The 22,364-nt window shown below is 61.1% G+C and carries 20 protein-coding genes and 1 pseudogene; 18 read left to right on the forward strand and 3 right to left on the reverse strand.

The window, feature by feature from the left end:
• Nucleotides 1–27 precede the first annotated feature (27 nt).
• The 9 genes and pseudogenes from V1289_RS08655 (at nt 28) to V1289_RS08690 (ending at nt 8,160) form a co-directional block, all read left to right on the forward strand.
• On the forward strand, nt 28–333 hold the full coding sequence (locus tag V1289_RS08655) for a hypothetical protein (protein WP_334396555.1): 306 nt from the start codon (nt 28–30) through the stop codon (nt 331–333).
• Nucleotides 334–418: 85 nt separating this feature from the next.
• Complete coding sequence (locus V1289_RS49575) at nt 419–601, forward strand: zinc finger domain-containing protein (protein ID WP_442895972.1); 183 nt, start codon at nt 419–421, stop codon at nt 599–601.
• Nucleotides 602–942: 341 nt separating this feature from the next.
• Nucleotides 943–1,194 (forward strand): hypothetical protein, encoded by a 252-nt coding sequence (locus V1289_RS08660; protein WP_334396557.1) that lies wholly within the window; start codon nt 943–945, stop codon nt 1,192–1,194.
• Nucleotides 1,195–3,257: 2,063 nt separating this feature from the next.
• On the forward strand, nt 3,258–3,596 hold the full coding sequence (locus V1289_RS08665) for a hypothetical protein (protein ID WP_334396558.1): 339 nt from the start codon (nt 3,258–3,260) through the stop codon (nt 3,594–3,596).
• A gap of 505 nt (nt 3,597–4,101) precedes the next feature.
• Nucleotides 4,102–4,358 (forward strand): annotated as a pseudogene (locus tag V1289_RS08670) (helix-turn-helix domain-containing protein); the annotation flags it as partial.
• A 506-nt stretch (nt 4,359–4,864) separates the two neighbouring features.
• The gene (locus tag V1289_RS08675) at nt 4,865–5,080 is read left to right on the forward strand and encodes a hypothetical protein (RefSeq protein WP_334396559.1); all 216 of its coding nucleotides are present in this window, start codon (nt 4,865–4,867) and stop codon (nt 5,078–5,080) included.
• Nucleotides 5,070–7,145 carry a recombinase family protein gene (locus V1289_RS08680; protein WP_334396560.1) on the forward strand — a complete coding sequence of 692 codons (2,076 nt, stop codon included), beginning with the start codon at nt 5,070–5,072 and terminating at the stop codon, nt 7,143–7,145. The genes V1289_RS08675 and V1289_RS08680 overlap by 11 nt, the downstream gene beginning before the upstream one ends.
• Nucleotides 7,146–7,531: 386 nt before the next feature.
• Nucleotides 7,532–7,747, forward strand: coding sequence for a hypothetical protein (locus tag V1289_RS08685; protein ID WP_334396559.1), 216 nt, complete (start codon nt 7,532–7,534; stop codon nt 7,745–7,747).
• A 41-nt stretch (nt 7,748–7,788) separates the two neighbouring features.
• A complete protein-coding gene (locus V1289_RS08690; protein WP_334396561.1) occupies nt 7,789–8,160 on the forward strand; it encodes a hypothetical protein in 372 nt (123 codons plus the stop codon).
• 11 nt (nt 8,161–8,171) lie between these two features.
• Here the strand turns inward: V1289_RS08690 and V1289_RS08695 are convergent, their stop codons facing one another.
• On the reverse strand, nt 8,172–8,765 hold the full coding sequence (locus V1289_RS08695) for an integrase core domain-containing protein (RefSeq protein WP_334396562.1): 594 nt from the start codon (nt 8,763–8,765) through the stop codon (nt 8,172–8,174).
• A 140-nt stretch (nt 8,766–8,905) separates the two neighbouring features.
• On the opposite strand from V1289_RS08695, the gene V1289_RS08700 reads away from it, so the two are divergent.
• The 3 genes from V1289_RS08700 to V1289_RS08710 are packed head-to-tail and all read left to right on the forward strand — an operon-like array spanning nt 8,906 to nt 10,880.
• Nucleotides 8,906–9,676, forward strand: coding sequence for an alpha/beta fold hydrolase (locus tag V1289_RS08700; protein ID WP_334396563.1), 771 nt, complete (start codon nt 8,906–8,908; stop codon nt 9,674–9,676).
• 40 nt (nt 9,677–9,716) lie between these two features.
• Nucleotides 9,717–10,001 (forward strand): hypothetical protein, encoded by a 285-nt coding sequence (locus tag V1289_RS08705; RefSeq protein ID WP_442895973.1) that lies wholly within the window; start codon nt 9,717–9,719, stop codon nt 9,999–10,001.
• Between the two features lie 54 nt (nt 10,002–10,055).
• The gene (locus tag V1289_RS08710; RefSeq protein WP_334396564.1) at nt 10,056–10,880 is read left to right on the forward strand and encodes an alpha/beta fold hydrolase; all 825 of its coding nucleotides are present in this window, start codon (nt 10,056–10,058) and stop codon (nt 10,878–10,880) included.
• A 339-nt stretch (nt 10,881–11,219) separates the two neighbouring features.
• Here V1289_RS08710 and V1289_RS08715 read toward each other — a convergent pair whose 3' ends face one another.
• On the reverse strand, nt 11,220–12,104 hold the full coding sequence (locus tag V1289_RS08715) for a GMC family oxidoreductase (protein ID WP_334396566.1): 885 nt from the start codon (nt 12,102–12,104) through the stop codon (nt 11,220–11,222).
• 217 nt (nt 12,105–12,321) lie between these two features.
• Between V1289_RS08715 and V1289_RS08720 the strand changes: the two genes are divergently transcribed.
• The 5 genes from V1289_RS08720 to V1289_RS08740 all read left to right on the forward strand — a co-directional run bounded on the left by V1289_RS08720 (nt 12,322) and on the right by V1289_RS08740 (nt 18,384).
• A complete protein-coding gene (locus V1289_RS08720) occupies nt 12,322–13,221 on the forward strand; it encodes an ABC transporter substrate-binding protein (RefSeq protein WP_334396567.1) in 900 nt (299 codons plus the stop codon).
• 44 nt (nt 13,222–13,265) lie between these two features.
• Nucleotides 13,266–13,544: a hypothetical protein gene (locus V1289_RS08725; RefSeq protein ID WP_334396568.1), complete on the forward strand. Its 279-nt coding sequence runs from the start codon at nt 13,266–13,268 to the stop codon at nt 13,542–13,544.
• Between the two features lie 164 nt (nt 13,545–13,708).
• Nucleotides 13,709–16,768: a GAF domain-containing protein gene (locus tag V1289_RS08730; RefSeq protein ID WP_334396569.1), complete on the forward strand. Its 3,060-nt coding sequence runs from the start codon at nt 13,709–13,711 to the stop codon at nt 16,766–16,768.
• A complete protein-coding gene (locus V1289_RS08735) occupies nt 16,765–17,154 on the forward strand; it encodes a response regulator (RefSeq protein ID WP_334396570.1) in 390 nt (129 codons plus the stop codon). Before V1289_RS08730 ends, V1289_RS08735 begins: the two co-directional genes overlap by 4 nt.
• A gap of 198 nt (nt 17,155–17,352) precedes the next feature.
• A complete protein-coding gene (locus tag V1289_RS08740) occupies nt 17,353–18,384 on the forward strand; it encodes an IS110 family transposase (protein ID WP_334396571.1) in 1,032 nt (343 codons plus the stop codon).
• A 1,588-nt stretch (nt 18,385–19,972) separates the two neighbouring features.
• Here the strand turns inward: V1289_RS08740 and V1289_RS08745 are convergent.
• The gene (locus V1289_RS08745; protein WP_334396572.1) at nt 19,973–20,875 is read right to left on the reverse strand and encodes a LysR family transcriptional regulator; all 903 of its coding nucleotides are present in this window, start codon (nt 20,873–20,875) and stop codon (nt 19,973–19,975) included.
• 199 nt (nt 20,876–21,074) lie between these two features.
• Here V1289_RS08745 and V1289_RS08750 point away from each other — a divergent pair, with 199 nt between their 5' ends.
• Nucleotides 21,075–22,355: a serine hydrolase domain-containing protein gene (locus V1289_RS08750; RefSeq protein ID WP_334396573.1), complete on the forward strand. Its 1,281-nt coding sequence runs from the start codon at nt 21,075–21,077 to the stop codon at nt 22,353–22,355.
• Nucleotides 22,356–22,364 lie beyond the last annotated feature (9 nt).

The following is a 22,364-nucleotide window of genomic DNA, read 5'->3' on the forward strand; positions in this document are numbered from 1 at the left end:
CGGTACCGGGCCAGAGCGATAAGGTCCGTGGCGGCAGAACGCGGCTGGCAGCGCAAGTTCGAGGAGCTGATACCGCTACCCGACGGTCTGAAACTCGTCACCTTGCGCGACGCAGCAACCCATCACATCACTGCACTTCCGAAAACGGAAGCGGCTTTCCCGGAATGGCAAGCCGCGATCGAAGCGCTGATGTTGGTTGTCGAGCGGAACGGGCCAACGATGCTTGCGCGGATCGGAGTTATGCGAGCGCTGGACCGCCACGTCGAGCGCGTCTTCAACCCGGACCGCACGGATACGCAATGGGGAAAGCGGAAGCTGAAGCGAGACCAATGAAAAGTTGGCAGTGCGTTGCGAGAGCACGCGGTCCTGACAGGCTCCAGCGGCGGACCAACCGGGCCGCGATTCTTGGAGAAAAGTCATGCAATGCCCCAACTGCAAAGGCGAAGGAATTATCGTAAAAATGCAAGATGCGGTTCTTGGTGAACCGATCAAACCCAACCAGCCGTGCCCGACCTGCAAGGGGACGGGCGTAGTTGCTGATCCTAAGCCGGTTCGGTTTAAGAGTCGGCTGGCTGAAGCGCGACGACGCCCCCGGCCCTGAAACGACAGAAGCGGCCCGCCGGCGCGAACCGGCGGGTCTTTTCAGGCAGCATATTATCCGCAGATCTGGACCGGTCGAACCCGCCAGCCGTAGCGGGTATGCACGCGGCGACGGACAACGTAGCAACCGCCGTCATCGTAGTAGTCGTCATTGTACGCGTAGGGATAGTATCCGTCGTAGTAGCCGTAGGATCCGAGGCCGAACCCTACAAACGCACGTCGGTGAAATCCGCCTCGGTGAAATCCTCCACCGTGGAAGCCACCGCTCGCGAAACGTCCATGAAAGCCGCCACCGCGGAAACCTCCTCCACCTAAAGCAGCGCCGTGGAAACCAGCGCTGCTATGGAAGCCACCACCGCCGCCGTGGAAGCCACCACCACCAAATCCACCGCCATGGAAGCCACCACCGCCGCCCATGCCGCCTCCGTGTCCACCACCGCCGCCGCCACCTCCGTGTCCGCCGCCACCACCGCCACCGCCGCCACGAGCGAATGCCGCAGTTGGCTGAACCAAGCCGACCGCTGCCAGTGCGAACAGGGCCATAATCGTTTTTCGCATTATGCCTTCCCTCCCTTGGACGAAGGTCGCTCCTAGGCATACAACACTTTCGCAGCGGGATTATTCGGCGATCAGACAGCGTTTGCAATAAACTGACCGTGAGCCGGCCGCCTACCGATCATGGGGGTAGAGTGCTGCGACTGGTCGACTGACCATTCCAACAAGAAAAACCCGCCGGCGTTAACCCGGCGAGACTCACCTCTCCTCGTCCGGATGACACAGACTGTGCAGCTTTAAGCTCGCCCGCCCCACCGACGTCCACTCACATCACGTACTCGACCAACATTTTTTGCACATGATCGCACCGCAGACATTCGAACGTTCGGACGTTGGAACCGTTGGGATATTCGATACGTGCCAGCATCATGTGGTTGTGACACCGGGGGCAACGATGCCGCTCGATCGGAAGCTGAGACGGCTCGGCACGAGTATACGATTCAGGCATGTGAGTGATGCACCGCGGTTGGAGGTCAGGGGTAAAGCATTCCCAAAACAGCTGCCACCAAGCGGAGTATGATCGCTCGGTCCCACTGGTATTTCCCCGGCCGGGCACTCAAATCCCCAGCAGCCAAACGTAGCAATCTTCATGTTACGGTCGTGTGACAAGGAAACCAGCCCGCCGGCGTGAACCGGCGGGCCACGTGCTTTCAGGCTGATAAGTCTTGGCAATCTCGGACTAGCGTTACGATCGTCGCCCTCGCCGGCTCAGGTGCGTCCGACTGGAGGAATGTAAGGACCAACTCTCTCATGCACTCCAGCACGGCCAAGGCGTCGTCCCTGCCGTCTGTTCAATGCATATCAATCCATCAGCCTCCACCGCGCCGGTCTGGCCTCTCCGACATCCAAAGAAAACGGCCCCAGCGCACGATTACGCTGAGGCCGTCTATTGCATACCGGAACCCCGGCTGGTTTGGCCCGACTCATAGTCGCCAGCCGTGGATTGAGGGCCGTCCCCGAGGAAATATCCGAGGAGCCCAGCACTATTGTGCCACTCACCGACGGAGCCGCTCCGAGTAACTAATCGGTTGCAATCAGAACGGGAAACCAGAGCATGCCGGCATTACTCGACGCGGCAGTGGCTATCGAACCCGGTCTCCGGCCTCAATCTCCCGAAAACGGGAGTTTTTCAAACGTGAGCCGGAGACTATCGCCAAATTGGCTGAGCAAATGTCCCAAATCGGAGTTTGGAGACAGGAAGCTAATTCCCAAAAGCCCGCCATTGGCGGGCCTTTCTGCGAGTACCCTGGGCATTTTCTGCGCCCATCGGACTGCCTGGCTGGGGCGGGAGGGTACTCAGCCACAACCGCGCCGCACCCAACCGATTGAAAAAACTCACAAAACCGGAGCGACACGCTGCGTGTGTAGCATCTCAGTGCGGCACTCTGCAAGCACGCCTTGCCGCTCGTGTGCGCCTCGCTGACATCTAGACGTCGAACCATGTCGACTAGCCCAAGCCCGCATCCGGGCGCTCACGTCGACGGCATCTCCGCCATGACTTCAGGCTCGAGCTATTCCGCGATCGTGGACACGACTCCGCATTCGGAAAGCATTGGCCCCCAGCGGGAGCCGCAGCGTTGGATGCCTTGCTACTCTTGCCGGCCAGCCCGCTCCATGATTGTCCCTCGCGGCTGGTTCTGCGGAGGATGCAGCGTTGGGCGGCTTTCCTCTTGCAAGCCCCAAATTTAAGCTGTCGGCGAGCTTCATTCATACATTGGTGCGGACGTGAGCGGCTTCCTTGGTTTCGATCTCAGTAATTGCAACGCGACAAAAGACGGTCTGCCGCGGCGCGACAATACACGGCTTTCCGACCGTGAAGGATGCGGCCTATGGAAAGAACAGGATTGGTAACGCCCAATTTGGAAAATGTAACGCTCAGTTCGGACTTATGTAACGGACAATTCGAGATTCGACTGACCCAAATTGCGCGTTACATTTTCCAAATTGGGCGTTACTTTTTCCCAAATTGCGCGTGACTTTTCTAGGGTAGTAACGGGGGGCGTCGACCGAAATCCGCCTACGCTCCTTCCCAGGCCACTCCCTACGACGTCCTTTCTGAAATCGTGCGCTGAGCACACCGGCGCGGCTCGTTTGCGGAGAGCATGGAGACGCCACGAGCGATCTCGTCGACCGCGCGGCGGTACGGCATCTCGCGCTCGCTGTTGCTGAATTGGCGACGATCGCTCTGTACAGAACCGGATGGCGCTGAGGAGCAGAAATCCGGCTTAGCGCGGGCGATGGTCGTGGCGGATCCGGCGCCGTCGGTTCCCGCCGCACCGGCGAGCGACCGCATGGAGATAGAGATCGGGACTGATCGTCGCGTCATCGTCGACGCCGGCGTCGATGTGGCCGTGCTGGCGCGGGTACTCGGACGACATAACGTGAACTTTTGTCTCATACGACAACATAAGGAATGCCTCGGAAACAGAGCGCGAACGTGAATGGTACATCCGGCCCCAAGCGTAAAATCTCCAAGGGCGTGGCCGCATCTGCACAAACTGATTGAAGTCGCACAACGCAAACTGATTGCAACCGGACGGCGCAGCCCGGCTGAGGACCTCCAGGGTCAGCGACGTATAAATACCCTAGTCTGATGCCGTATAAATACACTAGTTCCGTGCTGAATAAATGCACTAGTTGATGCCGCATGGGCTCGCCGCACCGGCGCGAGGTGTAGGAATTTCAAATCCTGCAGGCCCTCACCGTCGAAAATCAATTAAGGCCATCGAAAAACTGTTACGCGGACGGCTGCCGGTGGAAAATCGCTTACGAAGGATTCGCACCGAACCCTTGCTACGGATTTGCTATGAGATTTTTGGCGAGGAGCCCGCCGGCGGCGGAAGCGTCTAACTCTTTGATTTCAGGTGAGCGACCCGAGACATAGGTGACATTTCGTACCGGACACATGGGTTACACTTTTCGCTTTTTCGCAAGCGGGAGGTGTGGATGCCGTGGAAAGCGAGTTCGGTTATGGAAGAGCGCCTTCGCTTTGTTGCCCGCCTGCTGGACGGGGAGGCCATGACGGACGTGTGCCGGGAATTCGGCGTATCCCGCAAGACCGGCTACAAGATTTTCGATCGCTACAAGGAGCACGGGCTTGAGCCCTGAGCGATCGATCGAGGCGGCCGGTGCGCTATGCCAACCAGCTGCCGGAGCAGATCGAGAGCCTGATTGTCCGCCTCAAGGCCGAGAAGCCGCACTGGACTGTGTGTGTACCGAAAATCTAAATCCGAACGTATTGACGATGAAGTCCGCCCAGTATGGCGCGCGAATTTATGACGCCGGATCGCTGAACCTGGCGAGAGACAGGCGCATCTTCGTTCAATGACCGATGCGTTCTCACGCCGTTGTACAACACGACGACGGAACGCCCACGGGATCGCGGAGTACGAGCTTCTTTATCCGTGGCATCCTTGGGCCGGCTGCCTGGTCCATATTCATGAGGTGGTTGAGAAGGCTGGCAGAGAGGTTTTCCGTTGCAGCCTCTCTGGTCGGGCATCTGCGCGATGGCTGGAGATTCCGGCCTGGATGTTCGATCGGGCGGCTCGCGCGACCTGGCGTGTTGGCGCCACTCCCTATGTTGAGCTTGCGGTGCTCACCGCCTTGGCAACGCTGCTGCAGGATGTGACGTCGGTTTCGGGCGCACCATCGCAATTGCGGAATTCCAGCGCAGCATTGGGCTCTCACGACGCGAATCGGGGAGATGTCCATGCCGCGCCCGCCTACCGCTCACCGCCATCCTCACAGCAATGCACGTCAGTTCGATCTGTTCTGCGATCCGCCCACCGCCGCGGCGCAGACGCCGCAATGGCAGGCGTTGCCCGCCGAGACGCGCCATACGCTGACGAAGCTGATGGTCCGCCTGATCTTCGGCCACGCCGACGGCGACCTCCGGCAAAGGGAGGAGATGCGTCATGATGTCTGAGAAGATCAGGCCGCATCATCTGGAGCGCAAGGCGATCCTGTATGTACGGCAGTCCTCCGCCCATCAGGTTCTCCACAATCGCGAGAGCAGCGCCTTGCAATATGCGATGCGCGATCGTCTGACGGCGCTGGGCTGGTCTCGCATCGAAACGGTCGATGACGATCTCGGGCGCTCGGCGGCAGGCGGCGTCGCGCGCGCCGGCTTTGATCGAATGGTGGCCGAGGTCTGCCTGGGCAAGGTCGGTGCGGTCGCGGCGCGGGAAGTCTCGCGTTTCGCCCGCAACAGCCGTGACTGGCAGCAGCTGATCGAGATGTGCCGCGTCGTCGATACCGTGCTGATCGATCAGGAGACGGTCTATGCGCCGCGTCAGGGCAACGACCGGCTGTTGCTGGGATTGAAGGGCAGCCTCAACGAGTACGAGCTCGATCTTCTGCGCCAGCGTTCGCTGTCGGCCCGCTATGAGAAGGCCCGGCGCGGCGAACTCATCGTCGCTGCCCCGGTCGGCTTCGTGAAGGTCGGCGACAGGCTCGAGAAGGATCCCGATCGCCGTGTCCAGGAGGCCATCATCCTCGTCTTCGACAAGGTGGCCGAACTCGGCAGTGTCCGGCAAGCCCTGCTCTGGTTCATCGAGCATGGGCTGGACTTGCCCGCCAAGCGCCATAATGGTGACGTGGTCTGGCGCAGGCCGCACTATACCACCATCCACCGGATGATCGAGAACCCGATCTACGGCGGCGCCTACGCCTATGGTAAGAGTCGTGTCGCGACAGGATATGATGCAGCCGCAGGCGTGATCCGACCCAGGAGCCGTCGTAAGGCGCGAGCCGAATGGCTGGCGCTGATCCCAGGCGTCCATGAGGGTTACGTCAGCTGGGAGCGGTCGGAGGCGATCCGCAAGATGGTGAGCGACAACTTGCCCACAGGCCGACATCACGGAGCGCCGAAGCACGGCGACGCTTTGCTCGCCGGCCTTGTCCGCTGCCGGCGTTGCGGACGCAAGCTGACGGTCCGCTACACCGGCGCCAAGCATAACATTCCGCGCTATTCCTGTTGGCGGGGTTCGCTCGACAATGGCGAGCCACGCTGCATCGCATTCGGAGGATTGCGTGTCGACGACGCCGTCGAGGAAGCTCTTCTGCGGGTTGTCGAACCGGCAGCGATAGCTGCGGCCGTCGAGGCCGAAGCCCAAGCGGCCAGCCGCCGCGATCAGGTTCGTGATGCGCTGGCGCGCGACCTCGAGGCGGCGCGCTACCGCGCCGATCGGGCATTCCGACAGTATGACGCCATCGATCCGCAGAACCGGCTGATCGCGGCGGAACTGGAGTTGCGATGGAACAGCGCGCTCACACGTGTAGGCGAGATCGAGACCAGGATTGCCGCGCATGATGCCTCGACATCGGAACCATCACGCTCGCCAGGACACGTCGCCGCGCTGGCCGCTGATCTCAAGGCTGTCTGGTCGGCGCCGCCGACCGACGCGAGGCTCAAGAAGCGAATCGTGCGCACCGTCATCCACGAGGTGGTCGCCGATATCGATGACGAAGCGTCAGAGATCGTTCTCCTGATCCATTGGATGGGCGGCGTTCATACCGAACTGCGCCTGCCGAGGCGTCGCCGCGGACAGCGCAACAGCATCTCCGCCGACATGCTCGCCGCCATCCGCCAGCTGGTTCTCATCGCCAATGATGATCTGATTGCCGGCATCCTCAACCGGAACGGCCTGGTGACCGGCCACGGCAATCGCTGGACACGGGAGCGGGTCACCGCGCTCAGGTCGCATCATAAGATCCCGGTCTTTCGACCGGTGCCGGATGGGAACGAGCCATGGCTCAATCTGAACAAGGCGGCGGGTTTGCTCGGAATTGCACCGAAGACGCTCAGGCTCGCCGCCGAAGCGGGCGAAATCGAAGCGGGGCATCCCCTGCCGGATGGTCCGTGGCTCTTCCGCCGATCAACCCTCGGCGAACCGGCCGCTCAGCGCATCGTTCATCGCGCGAGGCAGAACCCCAATCACCCCACGGGATCGCATCCAGATCGGCAAAACCTCTTCTCTTCAATCGCGTAGACGGATGGGTGTTATGAAACAGGATTGTACAACACGACGACGGAACGCCCACGGGATCGCGGAGTACGAGCTTCTTTATCCGTGGCATCCTTGGGCCGGCTGCCTGGTCCATATTCATGAGGTGGTTGAGAAGGCTGGCAGAGAGGTTTTCCGTTGCAGCCTCTCTGGTCGGGCATCTGCGCGATGGCTGGAGATTCCGGCCTGGATGTTCGATCGGGCGGCTCGCGCGACCTGGCGTGTTGGCGCCACTCCCTATGTTGAGCTTGCGGTGCTCACCGCCTTGGCAACGCTGCTGCAGGATGTGACGTCGGTTTCGGGCGCACCATCGCAATTGCGGAATTCCAGCGCAGCATTGGGCTCTCACGACGCGAATCGGGGAGATGTCCATGCCGCGCCCGCCTACCGCTCACCGCCATCCTCACAGCAATGCACGTCAGTTCGATCTGTTCTGCGATCCGCCCACCGCCGCGGCGCAGACGCCGCAATGGCAGGCGTTGCCCGCCGAGACGCGCCATACGCTGACGAAGCTGATGGTCCGCCTGATCTTCGGCCACGCCGACGGCGACCTCCGGCAAAGGGAGGAGATGCGTCATGATGTCTGAGAAGATCAGGCCGCATCATCTGGAGCGCAAGGCGATCCTGTATGTACGGCAGTCCTCCGCCCATCAGCCTGGTGACCGGCCACGGCAATCGCTGGACACGGGAGCGGGTCACCGCGCTCAGGTCGCATCATAAGATCCCGGTCTTTCGACCGGTGCCGGATGGGAACGAGCCATGGCTCAATCTGAACAAGGCGGCGGGTTTGCTCGGAATTGCACCGAAGACGCTCAGGCTCGCCGCCGAAGCGGGCGAAATCGAAGCGGGGCATCCCCTGCCGGATGGTCCGTGGCTCTTCCGCCGATCAACCCTCGGCGAACCGGCCGCTCAGCGCATCGTTCATCGCGCGAGGCAGAACCCCAATCACCCCACGGGATCGCATCCAGATCGGCAAAACCTCTTCTCTTCAATCGCGTAGACGGATGGGTGTTATGAAACAGGATTGTAATAGTCCGCATAGTTTTTCAGAATCCGACGCAGATGTTCCGCGTCCAGGACAATGATGTGGTCCAAACACTCGCGCCGGATCGATCCGATCAGCCGTTCGGCAAAGCAGTTCTGCCAAGGCGAGGCCGGTGCAATTGGCTTGTCTCGGATACCCATGGCACGCAGTCGGCGCGTGACGACAGTGCCGTAGATTCGATCTCGATCTCGGATCATATAGCGCGGAGCGCCATCCCAAGGAAAAGCCTCGGTGATCTGACGTGCAACCCACTCCGCCGCCGGGTTGGTTGTGACGCCGATCCAGACGAGATCTCTGCGATCAAGCCGGATGATGACGAAGCCATACAGCAGCTTAAAGCCAATGGTCGGTACTACGAACAAATCCATGGCGGCGATGTCCGGCGCGTGGTTTCGCAGAAAGGTCCGCCATTCCTGACTTGGAGGCCCGCGTCGCTTGACCATATACTTCGCGACACTTGATTGAGCGACGCTAAACCCGAGCTTGAGCAGTTCGCCGTGGATGCGCGGCGCACCCCAAAGCAAATTCTCTGTGCTCATCTGCCGGATCAGCGCGCGCAATTCTGTCTCGATCTGCGGTCGCCACGGTGTCAAGGAGCGAGAACGTCCCCTTTAACGCTACCGTCCCAGTAGCCAACTCTAATTTTACGCAAAGGAGAACTTCCATGAATAGCCAAGACAATCTTCGGCCAAGGTATCCAATGAATCGACGCGCATTCGTAAGCATGGTGGCCGCGGGGGCAGCGGGCACTCTTGTCCAGGGCACCGCCGCCGCTGCACAGCCGGCGCCGACGGCCAAAAACATCGTCCTTGTGCACGGGCTGTTCGCCGACGGGTCATCCTGGTCCGAGGTGATTGCACGATTGCAGGCAGCGGGGCTCAATGCCACATCCGTGCAAAACCCGCTGACAACCCTGCCTGACGCGGTAGCCTCGGCCGAGCGCGTGCTGGCGCGGCAGGATGGTCCGACGGTCCTGGTTGGGCATTCCTTCTCCGGAATGATCGTAACCGAGGCCGGCATGCATCCGAACGTGTCGGCGCTTGTCTATGTGGCGGCGCGGGCACCGGATGCAGGCGAGGACTACACGGCGTTGGCCAAGACATATCCGACGCCCCCGGCATCCGCCGGGATTGTCTTCGACGGTGATGAAGGACGCCTTTCCGAGCAGGCTTTCCTTCACGATTTTGCCGGCGACCTGCCCGAAGCGAAAGCCAGGGTGCTCTATGCCGTGCAGGAACCATTCCACAAGGCTCTGCTCACAGGCAAGACCACGCACGCGGCGTGGCGATCGAAACCGAGCTACTATGCGGTTTCAACGGAAGACCGCACCATCAATCCGGACCTTGAGCGCTTCATGGCCAAGCGGATGAACGCCAAGACCATCGAAGTGAAGGCCAGCCATCTGTCGCTGATTTCCCATCCCGAGGAAATCACGCGGCTGATCCTCGAAGCCGCGGGACAGCAAGCCTGACGAGCCCAGCACGTGCAGAGCACGAAAGGAGCAAGGAGCCATGAAACACTTTGGATCTGCCGCCTGGAACAAGGGCGGCCTTCGTGAAGGCAAGGGCTCGGTCTCGACCGAGAGCCACGCGCTGGAAACCTATCCCTACACGTTCTTCAGCCGCTACGGTGAAAAGCCGGGCACCAATCCGGAGGAATTGCTTGGGGCGGCTCACGCCGCCTGTTTCACCATGTCGTTCGTCAGACTGCTCGACATGGCGAACTTCGTGCCGGAGCAGAACGGCCCTGTCACCCATTGGAGGACGAGTTCAACCGAAAGCACGCGCGACGATTGAAGCGCAGAAGTAACGGCATAGCGGATAACGAGGCACGTACGACAGGAGCTAATGATGACGACCATCAAGACCAGAGACGGTGTCGAGATTTACTATAAGGACTGGGGCTCCGGTCAGCCCATCGTGTTCAGCCATGGCTGGCCGCTATCATCGGATGACTGGGACGCGCAGATGCTGTTCTTCCTCAATCACGGCTATCGCGTCATCGCCCATGACCGCCGCGGCCATGGTCGCTCTAGCCAGACCGGCGAAGGCCACGATATGGATCATTATGCCGACGATCTCGCTGCCGTGACAGCGCATCTTGACCTGAAGAAGGCCATTCACGTCGGCCATTCCACCGGTGGCGGCGAAGTGGTGCATTACCTGGCGCGGCATGGCGAGAGCCGGGTGGCGAAGGCGGCCATTCTCTGCGCGGTGCCGCCGTTGATGGTAAGGACGCCGGCCAATCCCAACGGCCTTCCCAAGGAAGTCTTTGACGGATTTCAGATACAGCTCGCGGCCAATCGCTCGCAGTTCTATCGCGACGTCGCCTCAGGTCCGTTCTATGGCTACAACCGGCCGGGCGCCAAATCTTCTGAGGCCGTTATCCAGAATTGGTGGCGTCAGGGCATGACGGGCGGTGCCAAGGCGCATTACGACGGCATTGTCGCTTTCTCGCAGACCGATTTCACCGAAGACCTCAAGAGGATCGCCGTGCCGGTGCTGGTGATGCATAGCGAGGACGATCAGATCGTTCCCTATGTGGCCGCCGGGCCATTGTCAGCCAAGCTCCTGAAGAAAGGGACGCTGAAGACCTATAAGGGCTTTCCGCACGGCATGCCCACGACCGAAGCGGCCACCATCAACACAGACCTACTCGCCTTCATCAAGGGTTAGCTGCCAGCCGAATGCCGAAGGAATTCCGGGACAGGGACTTTTTCCGGCCCCCTCCCGAGCCTGATTCCAGACTAATAGGCCCTCAACTCACGGCAGTCACGAAGTGCTGCTTGCGCACGAACGGCCGCTTCGCGCCAACAGCGGCCGTTCCATAACCGCTCACGGTGCCACTCTCCCACGAGTTCGCTGCGCCCCAGCTGTCCAAACTGCTGGAAGCCGACGCAACCTTCAGGAGCTTGCCGCCGCAGCCTGGTGGCTCAGGTCCTGTACACGCCATTCCGAAGGATGGCGACGGGCTTCGCGTCGTGGACAAGGCGTGGTCCCAATGGCCGGGCAGGTTTACTGCGCGGCGGCAACGCGCCCTGTGTAGGTCCCAGTCAGAAGATCGACGCCCTTGTCGGCGACCGCCATGACGGTGGCGTTCGTGTTGGCGCTGATGATCCTGGGCATAATGGAGGCGTCCATAACCCGAAGGCCGTCTATCCCCTTGACCCGCAAGTCGGGCGTGACCACGGTCGTGGGGTCTTCCGCCCTGCCCATTCGGCAGGTGCCGACCGGGTGAAAGTTGCTCTGCGTCGTCGCTTTCATGTATTCGACGAGCTCCGCGTCGTCCGTTATTGCCTGTCCCGGCGAAAGCTCTTCTTCCACGATGTCAATGAACGGTGCTGTTGCGACGATCGTCCGGAGATACTTTAGCGCCTTCAATAGGCGCCGCGTGTCCTCCGGATCGCTCATCCAATTCGGATCGACCTCAGCGTCATCCTCTGGAAGCGCCGACTTCAAGCGGACGGACCCGTAGGAAAGCGGGCGAACCAAATTGGCCAGAAGCGTAACGGCGTTGCGTGGCTTGACCGTCAGTGTTGGCCACATCAGACCAATGCAATAGATTTGGATATCGGGCGGCCCGGCGGGATCGTCCAAATTGACGAACGCCATCGTCTCGGATCCCGTGGAAGCGATAGGGCCTGTGCCAAAAGCGAAATACTGAATGACGTTCCGGATCAGCTTGATCCCTGCGTCCTCGCCGAAATAACCAAATGGGCCCTTCGTCGAAAGCGACAGAAAGACTTCGTTGTGATCTTGCAGATTCTGGCCGACGCCGGGCAGGTCGGCGACGACTGGGATATCGAACTGGGCCAGGTGATCGGCAGGTCCGATCCCTGAAAGCATCAGGAGCTTGGGCGTGGCGAACGCCCCGGCCGTCAAGACGACTTCATGCGTCACCTTCGCCTGATGGACCTTCCGTCTTTGACGTATTCGATCCCGATCGCCCGCTGACTATGCGAGCTTTTGACCGGGACCTGATCCGCGGAGGGCATTATGGCCAGCGGTCATGTGAACCGCACCTACAGGCCGAACACATGGCTGCACCGACCAATGCTGCAAACGTGAAGAAAGTCCTTGCCAACCCGGAGCCGTCCACACATGGCACCTTTGAGACATGCCGACGAACTCTGGGCATGTCCGCTTATCGGGGTGGACCGGAAGTGGTGAGAAGGTTCCGGTAGCCGCCGCCCGAAAGAAGACCCTGCAAGAGGGATTGCAAAGCCTCGGCTGGATCGAAGGCAAGAATGTCCAGATCGATTATCGATTCGGTGACGGCGATATCAAACGTATTGAACGTCATGCTGCTGATCTGTTGCAGTCCAACCCAGATGTGATCCTGGCCCAGGGTGTACTAGGGGCACAGTCGATGCAGCAGGTGACACGCTCTCTGCCGGTCGTCTTCGTGCAAGTAGCGGATCCCGTCGGCGGCGGCTTCGTCGCAACCTTGGCCCGCCCGGACGGTAACATGACCGGCTTCACAGACGCTGAATACACCATGAGTGGGAAATGGCTCGAAGTTCTTAAGGAGATGGCCCCTCGGGTTGCGCGCCTCCTTGTCCTGCTCAGTCCAGGAAACACCGCCCGGTGGACCGGATATTTTCAGGCTCTCCAAGCGGCGGCGCCCGTTGCCGGTGTCGAACTCATCCCGGGCGCCGTCCGGAGCCGTGACGACATTTCGCGCAGCATCGAGACGTTCGCCAACACTCCCGACGCCGGCCTGCTGGTGCCGCCCGATGCAGTCACCACGGAGCACCAGCAAATGATTTTTGAGCTGGCCAACCGGTATCGCCTCCCGGCGGTGTATCCCTTGCTCTCCTATGGCAGCGATACCGTCGATCAATTTCGCCAGGCTGCCTCGTATATCGACCGTATCCTGAAGGGCACCAGACCTGCCGATCTGCCGGTGCAGGCGACCGTAAAATTTGAGCTCGCTGTGAATCTGAAAGCCGCCAAGGCCATTGGGCTCGACGTACCGCCGACGCTGCTTGCACGTGCCGACGAGGTGATCGAATGAAGCGGCGGGAGCTCATTACGCTACTCGGCGGCGCGGCGGCGAGCGTGCCGTTCGCGGCGCGTGCGCAGCAGGCGCCGATGCCGGTGATCGGATTTCTCAGCACTCGGTCGGCAAGGGATTTGGCGAGGTTGATCGCCGCGTTCGGAAAAGGGTTGGAGGAAGCCGGCTTTTCCGAAGGCAAGAACCTTTCTATCGACTACCGGTTCGCGGATGGCCGGTTGGATCGGTTGCCGGAATTGGCGGCTGACTTGGTCCGCCGGTCTGTGGCCGTGCTTGTGACTACGGGCGGCGCGCCTTCGGCGATCGCGGCCAAAGGGGCCTGATGCCGCTGGCCGAGCAGCGTCCGGGGTGGAATAATCAGATACTGGCCGTTGGACGGACGAGTGGCATTGCAAGTCAGTCCGTCATATGAATTAGCAACCCAGACGGGTATCTCTGTTATTTGAGCCCGGTGCCGCCAGGCGCAAGGCAAAATGGATTTGAGTGAATGACCGGGCTTCCCCAGGACGTGGTGGCCGATCTCAGGCAGGAAAACGCCCGGCTGCTGGCCGAGTTGCGCGCCGCCCGGGATCGCCAGGCCTGCAGCGCCGAAATCCTGAGCACCATCGCCGGTGCGCCGGGCGATGCCGAGCGTGCGTTGCAAAAGGTTGCCGAGACCACCGCGCGCCTGTTCGGCGCTTCCAGCGTCACGATTCGTATCGCCCGGGGTGACGAATGGGGCCAGTCGATCAACGTCGGTGCCGGCTCGGAACGTATCGCCGCGGAGGTTTCTGCGGCGCGACTGCGGCTTGGCGCGCGCAACCTGCCGAGCACGGTGTTAGGCGAAAACCGGCAGGTCCACATTCGCGACCTCGACAATCCCGATCCCGCAATCGCCGACTGGCCCGGTATTCCGCCCGCGCGCGCGGCGGGCACCCGCGCGATGGCCGGCACACCGCTAAGGCGCGAGGGCAAGGCGATCGGCGTTCTCATCGTGCATCGCGACCGCCCCGAACCTTTCACGGCCGAGGAGCTTGCACTTCAGCAAGGTTTCGCCGACCAGGCCGTGATCGCCATCGAAAACGCGCGGCTGTTCAACGAGACCAAAGAGGCGCTGGAGCGACAAACCGCAACTGCCGACATTCTGAAGGTTATCGCCGGGTCGCCGTCGGACGTGCAGCCCGTGTTCGAAGCGATTGCGGCGAGCGCCAAAAGGCTGATCGGGGGCTTTACAGCCACAGTAATGCTCTTTATTGGCGACGCGCTCCATCTAGTCGCATTGACACCGACGAATGCAGCAGCGGACGAAGCGATGAAGGCATCGTTTCCCAGGCCGCTTTCCGAGTTTCCGCCTTTCGCGCTGGTTCGGGGCGGCGAAACCGTGCAGTTTGCCGATACGGAAGCGGAAAATGTGCCGCCCCTGAACAGGCAACTAGCCCGCTTGCGTGGTTATCGCAGCATGGTGTTTACGCCGTTGATGAACAGCGGGGCGCCGATTGGCATCCTGAGCGTCACGCGGATACAGACCGGTACGTTTCCTGCGCACCACGTTCAGCTGCTTGAGACCTTCGCCGATCAAGCGGTGATCGCAATCGAAAATGCGCGGCTGTTCGACGAGGTACAGGCGAAAACCCGCGACCTCAGCGAGGCGCTTCAGCAACAGACAGCGACCGCGGACGTGCTCAAGGTCATCAGCCGCTCGGCGTTTGATCTCGAAACCGTCATGAACACGCTCGCGCGCTCGGCATCAGAGTTGTGCGCAGCCGATTTGAGCGCCTTGTTTCTTCGGGACGGTAATTTTCTGACTCTCCGCGGCATTTCCGATATTTTTGACGTGAAAATGGCTGACTTCTTAAGGCAGACCAGGGTCGAGATCGATGATCAAAGCTATATGGGCCGTTCCGTCCTGAGCGGGACCGTCGCGAATATTCCGGACTTTGCGAGCGATACAACCTCTCGAGTGCGAACGTTCCAGCAGGCCATCGGTTTCAGGGCGATCCTGATAGTGCCCTTGATGAGAGAAGGTCGAGGTGTCGGCGTATTTGCTCTTTGCCGCAATCACGTCGGCGCATTTTCGCAGAGGCAGATCGATCTGATCCAAACCTTCGCCGACCAGGCGGTGATCGCTATCGAGAACGTCCGCCTGTTCGACGAGGTGCAGGCGCGAACTCGTGACCTCACGGAGTCTCTGCAACAGCAAACCGCGACTGCCGACGTGCTCAAGGTCATCAGCCGCTCGGCGTTCGATCTGCAGACCGTGCTCGACACGCTTGTCGCCTCGGCCTCGACGCTCTGCAGCGCAGATCAGGGTATGCTGCTGCTTTTAGAGGGCGGTGTTCTGAAGCCGCTTTCCTATTTCGGCCCACATTCCGATAAGTTCGAGTTCAGAAAGTCGCTCGCCGCGGCACCGCATCGGGGCACGATGAGCGGTCGGGCCGTGCTCGACGGCCAAACCGCGCACGTACCCGACGTATTGATCGACCCGGAATTCAGCAACAATTCGTGGCAGGAACTTACTGGGTTTCGCGCGATGTTGGCCGTCCCCCTGATGCGGCAAGCGCAGCCGATCGGAGCCATGGCGCTGTCGCGGACCACGCCGGGCCCGTTCACCGACCGGCAGATCGAACTTGTGACCACCTTCGCCGACCAGGCGGTGATCGCTATCGAGAACGTCCGCCTGTTCGACGAGGTGCAGGCGCGAACCAAAGAACTCGCCGCTTCGCTCGACGACTTGCGCACCGCGCAGGACCGCCTGGTTCAAACCGAGAAGCTGGCCTCGCTCGGCCAGCTCACGGCCGGCATCGCGCACGAAATCAAGAACCCGCTCAACTTCGTCAATAACTTCTCAGCACTTTCAGCGGAATTGACCGACGAACTTAATGAGGCGCTCAAATCGGCTACACTCAGCGATAAGATCCGCGAGGAAGTCGATGAATTGACTGGCCTTTTGAAGGACAATCTCGACAAAGTCGTGCAGCACGGGAAGCGGGCCGATTCCATCGTCAAGAACATGCTGCTGCATTCGCGCGAAGGGACCGGCGAGCATCGGCCCGCCGATATCAATGCACTCCTGGATGAGAGCCTCAATCTTGCCTATCATGGCGCGCGGGCCGAGAAGCCGCAGTTCAACGTTACCCTGCAACGGAACTTCGACGAGATGGCGGGTATGATCGAGTTGTTTCCGCAGGAGATCACCCGCGTATTCCTCAATCTGATCTCGAATGGATTCTACGCCGTAACCAAGCGCAAGACGGAGATCGGCAACTCGGGTTTTGAGCCGGTTGTCAGTGCAACCACGAGAAATCTGGGCGACAGGGTGGAAATCCGGATTCGCGACAACGGCACCGGCATCCCGGCCGATGTGAAGGAAAAGATGTTCAACCCGTTCTTTACGACGAAACCCGCGGGCGAAGGGACCGGGCTTGGCCTCTCGATGAGCCACGACATTATCGTGAAACAACACGGCGGCAGGATCGAGGTCGAGACGGAACCCGGAGATTTTACGGAATTCACGATCGTTTTGCCGCGGACGAGCAATTTTTCAAACAAAATCAGAGGTCAGACGTGAGCGTATTGGTTCTTGTGGTCGATGACGAGCCCGACGTCGAGGCGCTGTTCCGCCAGCAGTTCCGGCGGGATTTGCGCGCGCAACGTTTTGTAATGGATTTTGCCATTTCAGCGGCGGACGCGCTGGCGCGCATTGCAAACACGATTGAACAGTCGCTGATACTGATCCTTTCGGACATCAACATGCCCGGGATGACCGGCCTCGAAATGCTGCCCAAAGTTAAAGCGTTGCGGCCTGACGTGCCCGTTATCATGATTACCGCTTACGGCGATCCCGAAACCAAACGCAAGGCGATCGAAAGTGGTGCGGAAGGCTTGTTGACCAAGCCCATCGATTTCATCTTGCTAAGGGAAGAAATTGACACACGGCTTGAACGAGCCGTGTGACTGGTGGCCTTCCCTTGGGCTTCGGTCGCCTCGACGTGTCTACCACAATCATCGCACGTGCCCGGGGCGATCGAATGAAAGCCGCCATTGCTGCGGTGCATGAGTCTCTTGTTGATGCTGTGGACGGCTCCTCCACCGGCACGCAAGTGCCATGAATGCGGGCGCTGTTAAAGGCCCCACGATTCAGAGGAGCTACCCATGCAGACGATCACGACAATCGGCCTCGACCTCGCCAAGTCGGTGTTCCAGGTTCACGGCGTTGATGCCGCTGGCGAGGTGGCCATCCGCCGCCAGTTGAAGCGGCGCTCCGTCCTGGCGTTTTTCCAGAAACTGCCACCCTGCCTGGTTGGCATGGAAGCTTGCGCCTCGTCCCACTATTGGTCGCGCGAACTCCAGGCACTTGGCCATACCGTTCGATTGATGCCGCCGGCTTACGTGAAGCCCTACGTCAAACGGCAGAAGAACGATGCTGCTGACGCCGAGGCGATCTGCGAAGCGGTCACCAGAGCCAACATGCGGTTCGTGCCAACCAAGACGCCTGAGCAGCAGAGCTGCTTGATGCTTCACCGCACCCGCCATCTGTTCATCCGCCAGCAGACCGCGGTGATTAATTCGATCCGAGCGCACCTTGCCGAGTTCGGCATTGTCGCGCCGGTCGGGCGTAGAGGGGTCACGGAACTGCTGCATGTTGTTGCCGACCCAAGCGACAAACGGGTGCCTGAGGTGGCCCGTGCGTGTCTTGCCGCGCTCGGCACTCAACTGCTCCGCCTCAAGCAACAGATTGTGGAGTTCGATCGGATGATCATGGCCTGGCACCGATCCAACCAAACGAGCAAGCGCCTGCATTACATTCCCGGGGTCGGCCCGATGCTGGCGACCGCCCTGGTCGCGAGTGTTGCTGACCCCAGGACCTTTCGGTCAGGTCGTAACTTCTCGGCCTGGATTGGGCTCGTTCCGAAGCAGCACTCGAGTGGGGGCAAGGACCGGCTCGGCAGCATCAGTAAACAGGGCGACCGCTATCTACGCAGCCTGTTCGTGGCCGGCGCACTCGCCGTCATCCGCTACGCCAAGATCCACGGCACCCAGCATCGGCCCTGGCTCACGGCATTGTTGGGGCGGCGCCCGACCAAGGTCGCCGCCATCGCGCTTGCCAACAAGATTGCGCGGATGGCCTGGGCCATGATGGCCAAGGGCGAGCGTTACAAGCAACCCGCCGCGCTGGCGGCGTAAACGAGATCGCGCCGGACAGCCGGCGTGATGTGAAGGTTGGGAGGGCGAACAGCACGTAATGCAGAGCCGGTCGATCCGGCGGTCAGGACACCCCACTTGTGCCATCGCATTGTCGAATGCGGGTTGTTGACCGGGACCTGATCCGCGGAGGGCATTATGGCCAGCGGTCATGTGAACCGCACCTACAGGCCGAACACATGGCTGCACCGACCAATGCTGCATACGTGAAGAAAGCCTCTTGCCAACTCGGAGCCGTCCACACATGGCACATCCCGGACATGCCGCGATGTCCGAGTTGAGTCCGCTATGCGAGCCAAAGCGGACGTCCGCCAACGCTTTTGGATTTACGAGTTCGGGCCTAATCGAGCTTCACGTTGAAACCCCAACCGTCGCTGTGGACCCAGGCAGCGCCTATCGGCTGCCAGAAACTGCGCTCACCGTTTTTGGTCACGGCGTAAACCCGGTGGCTCGGGGGGTTGGTTGTCTTGCTCATGTGATGTGCCTTTCGTCTTGGTTTGAAAGCCATGCACCTTGCCTTCGTGGGGCACAAAGGCCCGCGCGGAAAAGCGGCGCGTTTCAAAGGTGGCCCGCAGGGCACCGCGAAGCGGCGCGGAGTTGGCAGGGAGCCGAAGGCGACCGAAACGAGCGGCCTTGAAGACGACGCGCGTGCGGGCATAAGCCCCACAAATTCGAAGCCGCTGGTGTTGGCTTCTGATCGAAAGGAACATCAATGGAATGAGCGAGCGACGCCCTTAACCGCCATCGAGAACCTGTATTCCGGACCCAACGTCTGGCATTGCGGGCGCGCTCGCGAGCGGCTCCGCTACCGCCCGGCTACACACCCCCGGGGCCACGACCGACCGGGGCCGTCAGGCCGCCCTGCCGGTCATCTACCAGGTTCGGCAAGATGGAGTCTCGTGGCGCCAGCCCAGGCCCTAGCCACCCAGGGCGTCGCTGTGCCAGTTATCCCGCGGCGACTTGAATGGTCCACAGCGATGGTCCACAGTGCGCCGACACGGACCGCCGTGGCTCCACAGAAAGCGCTGCAGGCCAACGGTTTTTGATCGGCGACGCGAGTCTGGGCTGGAATCCTAGTGTCCGTTCAACCATTCAACACGCGTCGCGAATTTCCAATCGTGTACTGCTGGACGCTCAGCGACATCAGCAAACCCAGGCCGCAAAACAAGCAACCGACACGAACGTCTCGAACTCGGCAACCGACTTGGCGGAAGCTTTGGGGAAGAACCTTGAGGCCTTACATTTGAACCCCAGCAGAAAGATTTAACGCCTATGTTGCGTACTCCGGTTGAGCCGGCACCGACAAGACGGACATGCCCGTGAGCGGCAGCTTTGCGCCAAAAGTGGTCGTTCAGTCATTGTCGCTTTGGGCCGGCTAACCATCACTTCGTCCATCATGCATATTCGGATTCGATATGTCGGATGGCGCGGGTGGTCAATTTCTCTGCGCGGCCCACGTACCTGCACATCGTGTCTCGCCCGAATGGCCGCTCCAGACGCCTGGCCCAACACTCCGGACAGCCTTCTCGATCCCGACGCGTACTTCAGTCCGATTCTGACCGAGCGCCAATTATGTCGAGACCGCAATCTCCTGGATGAAATCCAGAAGCGCTCGGACCTTTGCCGGCGGGAGGTGGCGCGAGGGATGATAGGCATAGAGCGGATAGAGTTCTTCCGACCATTCCGGCAGGATCTGAACAAGCTCGCCTCGCGATAGTAAAGGCGCCAAGCCGATCGCGAGGCTCTGGAAAATGCCTTGACCCGCCACGCAGGCTGTTACCGCGACGGAAGGATCATCCAACACCAGGCGACTGGAGACCTTGACCTCGACGATCTCCCCGCCTCGGTGAAACTCCCATGGAAAAGGAAGGCCAGTCTGAGGATCACGGAAGAGAAGCGCCTCGTGATGGACGAGGTCGTGCGGTGATCGCGGCTCGCCGTGTTTTTCGAGATAGGCCGGAGCGGCGACCGTCAGGATGCGGGTCTCCAGCAGCTTGCGCACGATGAGGGATGACTCATCGGGGGGACCGAAGCGCACCGCCACGTCGACGCCGGTCATCATCTCCTGGCGATAGTTGCTGGTGGAGAAATCGACCGACAGCAGAGGATAGCGGACCAGAAACTGCTGGAGCTTCGACGCAAGCACCGTACGCGCGAACCACGGGTCCACCGATACGCGCAGGCGGCCGCGCACGACCGCCGCCGCCCCCGCGACCTCGGCGGTCGCCTCATCCAGGCCAGCGAGAAGCGGCATCACCTGCGCATGGAAGCGGCGGCCTTCCTCGGTGAGGCTGACTTCGCGTGGATTGCGATCGAAAAGCCGCACGCCGACCCGCGCCTCCAGACGCGCGACGGCGCGGCTCACCGCTGACGGCGTCAGGCCGAGCATCTCCGCGGCGCGGGCGAAATTCCCAGCCTCCGTAACCGCTGTCAGGACACCGACGCCGGTCAGAAGCCGCGTGTCGAAAACCATTCGATCTCCCTTCGCCTCTGCAGGTCTCCGCCGGCGCCTCACTCCGAGGCGGATAAGCAGTGAATCTGAGTCACTGTAGCATTGATTCTAATGAGCGTGAATCACGTCATGGCACGGCTTACAAGGGTGACGTCTTAGCAACATCGGCGGTGAGCGGCCGAGCAAATCGGATTTCCTTCGATCCGGAAAGGAGTTAGCCATGAACCACCTCACACGCAGAACGATGCTTCAGCGCGGGGGAATGCTGGGGGCCATTCTGGCTCTCGATGCGGTCAGCCCCACCCTGGCCGGGACAACGCCGGCCGCCTCGTCAGTAAGATTCAAGGCGATCGACGCCGCCTTGCGGGGAGGCGTCTCAAAGAACGACGTTGCCGGTGTCGTCGCCATGGCGGCCACGCCGAAGGGCGTTGTCTACGAGGGCGCCTTCGGCAAGGCGAATGTTGCGACCGGCGCGCCGATGACAGTGGACACGGTGTTCTGGCTCCTGTCGATGACCAAAGCCTTCACGGCAACAGCCTGCATGCAACTGATCGAGCAGGGCCGCCTGCATCTGGACGACGACGCGGCGAAGTACCTGCCTGAGCTGGCCTCGCCGCAGGTCCTCGAAGGATTCGGCGAGGATGGAACGCCGCGACTGCGGCCGGCCAAGGGCGCGATCAAGGTGCGCCATCTGCTGACGCATACCTCCGGCTACACCTACTCGATCTGGAGCGAGGCTCTGACCCGCTACGAGAAGGTGACGGGCATGCCCGACATCGCGACCTGCAAGAACGCCGCCTTCACGGCTCCGCTCGAGTTCGAGCCTGGCGAGCGGTGGGAATACGGCATCAGCATGGACTGGGTCGGCAAGCTGGTCGAGGCGCTGTCCGACCAGTCGCTCGAGATCTACTTCCGCGAGAACATCTTCGCGCCGCTCGGCATGAAGGATTCGGGGTTTCTGATCGGGACCGAGCAGAAGCGGCGCGTAGCCACTTTCCACAACCGCCGCGCCGATGGCGGGCTGGATCCGGCGCCCTTCGAGATGCCGCAACGGCCGGAGTTCTTCATGGGCGGCGGCGGCGCCTTCAGCACGCCGCGGGACTACATGGCGTTCCTGCAGGCGCTGCTGAACGGCGGCGCGCTGCATGGCGTCCGAATCCTGCGTCCGGAGACGGTTGCCATGATGATGCAGAACCAGATCGGCGAGCTAAACGTCCAGGAGATGCGCTCGGCGCAGCCGCCCTATTCCCGCAGCTTCGACCAGTTCCCGGGACAGCCGCATAAATGGGGCCTGTCCTTCGACATCAACATGCAGCCGGGACCAAACGGGCGCTCCGCCGGCAGCATCTCCTGGGCGGGCCTGCTCAACTGCTACTTCTGGCTCGACCCGGTGAAGCACGTCACCGGCGCGCTCTTCACCCAGATCCTGCCCTTCTTCGACGAGCGGGTCGTCGCGCTCTACGGCGAGTTCGAGCGCGGCCTCTATGCCGGGCTCGCCTGAGCCCTGCGC

This window comes from Bradyrhizobium sp. AZCC 2289 (genome assembly GCF_036924615.1).
Taxonomy (GTDB): domain Bacteria; phylum Pseudomonadota; class Alphaproteobacteria; order Rhizobiales; family Xanthobacteraceae; genus Bradyrhizobium.

What these genes read in the sequence shown, in the direction of transcription:
- V1289_RS08740 (WP_334396571.1), top strand. Translation starts at nt 17,353, where the DNA reads ATGCAGACGATCACGACAATCGGCCTCGACCTCGCCAAGTCGGTGTTC.
- V1289_RS08750 (WP_334396573.1), top strand. Translation starts at nt 21,075, where the DNA reads ATGAACCACCTCACACGCAGAACGATGCTTCAGCGCGGGGGAATGCTG.
- V1289_RS49575 (WP_442895972.1), top strand. Translation starts at nt 419, where the DNA reads ATGCAATGCCCCAACTGCAAAGGCGAAGGAATTATCGTAAAAATGCAA.
- V1289_RS08720 (WP_334396567.1), top strand. Translation starts at nt 12,322, where the DNA reads ATGCCGACGAACTCTGGGCATGTCCGCTTATCGGGGTGGACCGGAAGT.
- V1289_RS08665 (WP_334396558.1), top strand. Translation starts at nt 3,258, where the DNA reads ATGGAGACGCCACGAGCGATCTCGTCGACCGCGCGGCGGTACGGCATC.
- V1289_RS08745 (WP_334396572.1), bottom strand. Translation starts at nt 20,875, where the DNA reads ATGGTTTTCGACACGCGGCTTCTGACCGGCGTCGGTGTCCTGACAGCG.
- V1289_RS08675 (WP_334396559.1), top strand. Translation starts at nt 4,865, where the DNA reads ATGCCGCGCCCGCCTACCGCTCACCGCCATCCTCACAGCAATGCACGT.
- V1289_RS08690 (WP_334396561.1), top strand. Translation starts at nt 7,789, where the DNA reads ATGTACGGCAGTCCTCCGCCCATCAGCCTGGTGACCGGCCACGGCAAT.
- V1289_RS08660 (WP_334396557.1), top strand. Translation starts at nt 943, where the DNA reads ATGGAAGCCACCACCGCCGCCGTGGAAGCCACCACCACCAAATCCACC.
- V1289_RS08700 (WP_334396563.1), top strand. Translation starts at nt 8,906, where the DNA reads ATGAATCGACGCGCATTCGTAAGCATGGTGGCCGCGGGGGCAGCGGGC.
- V1289_RS08730 (WP_334396569.1), top strand. Translation starts at nt 13,709, where the DNA reads ATGACCGGGCTTCCCCAGGACGTGGTGGCCGATCTCAGGCAGGAAAAC.
- V1289_RS08710 (WP_334396564.1), top strand. Translation starts at nt 10,056, where the DNA reads ATGACGACCATCAAGACCAGAGACGGTGTCGAGATTTACTATAAGGAC.
- V1289_RS08705 (WP_442895973.1), top strand. Translation starts at nt 9,717, where the DNA reads ATGAAACACTTTGGATCTGCCGCCTGGAACAAGGGCGGCCTTCGTGAA.
- V1289_RS08680 (WP_334396560.1), top strand. Translation starts at nt 5,070, where the DNA reads ATGATGTCTGAGAAGATCAGGCCGCATCATCTGGAGCGCAAGGCGATC.
- V1289_RS08685 (WP_334396559.1), top strand. Translation starts at nt 7,532, where the DNA reads ATGCCGCGCCCGCCTACCGCTCACCGCCATCCTCACAGCAATGCACGT.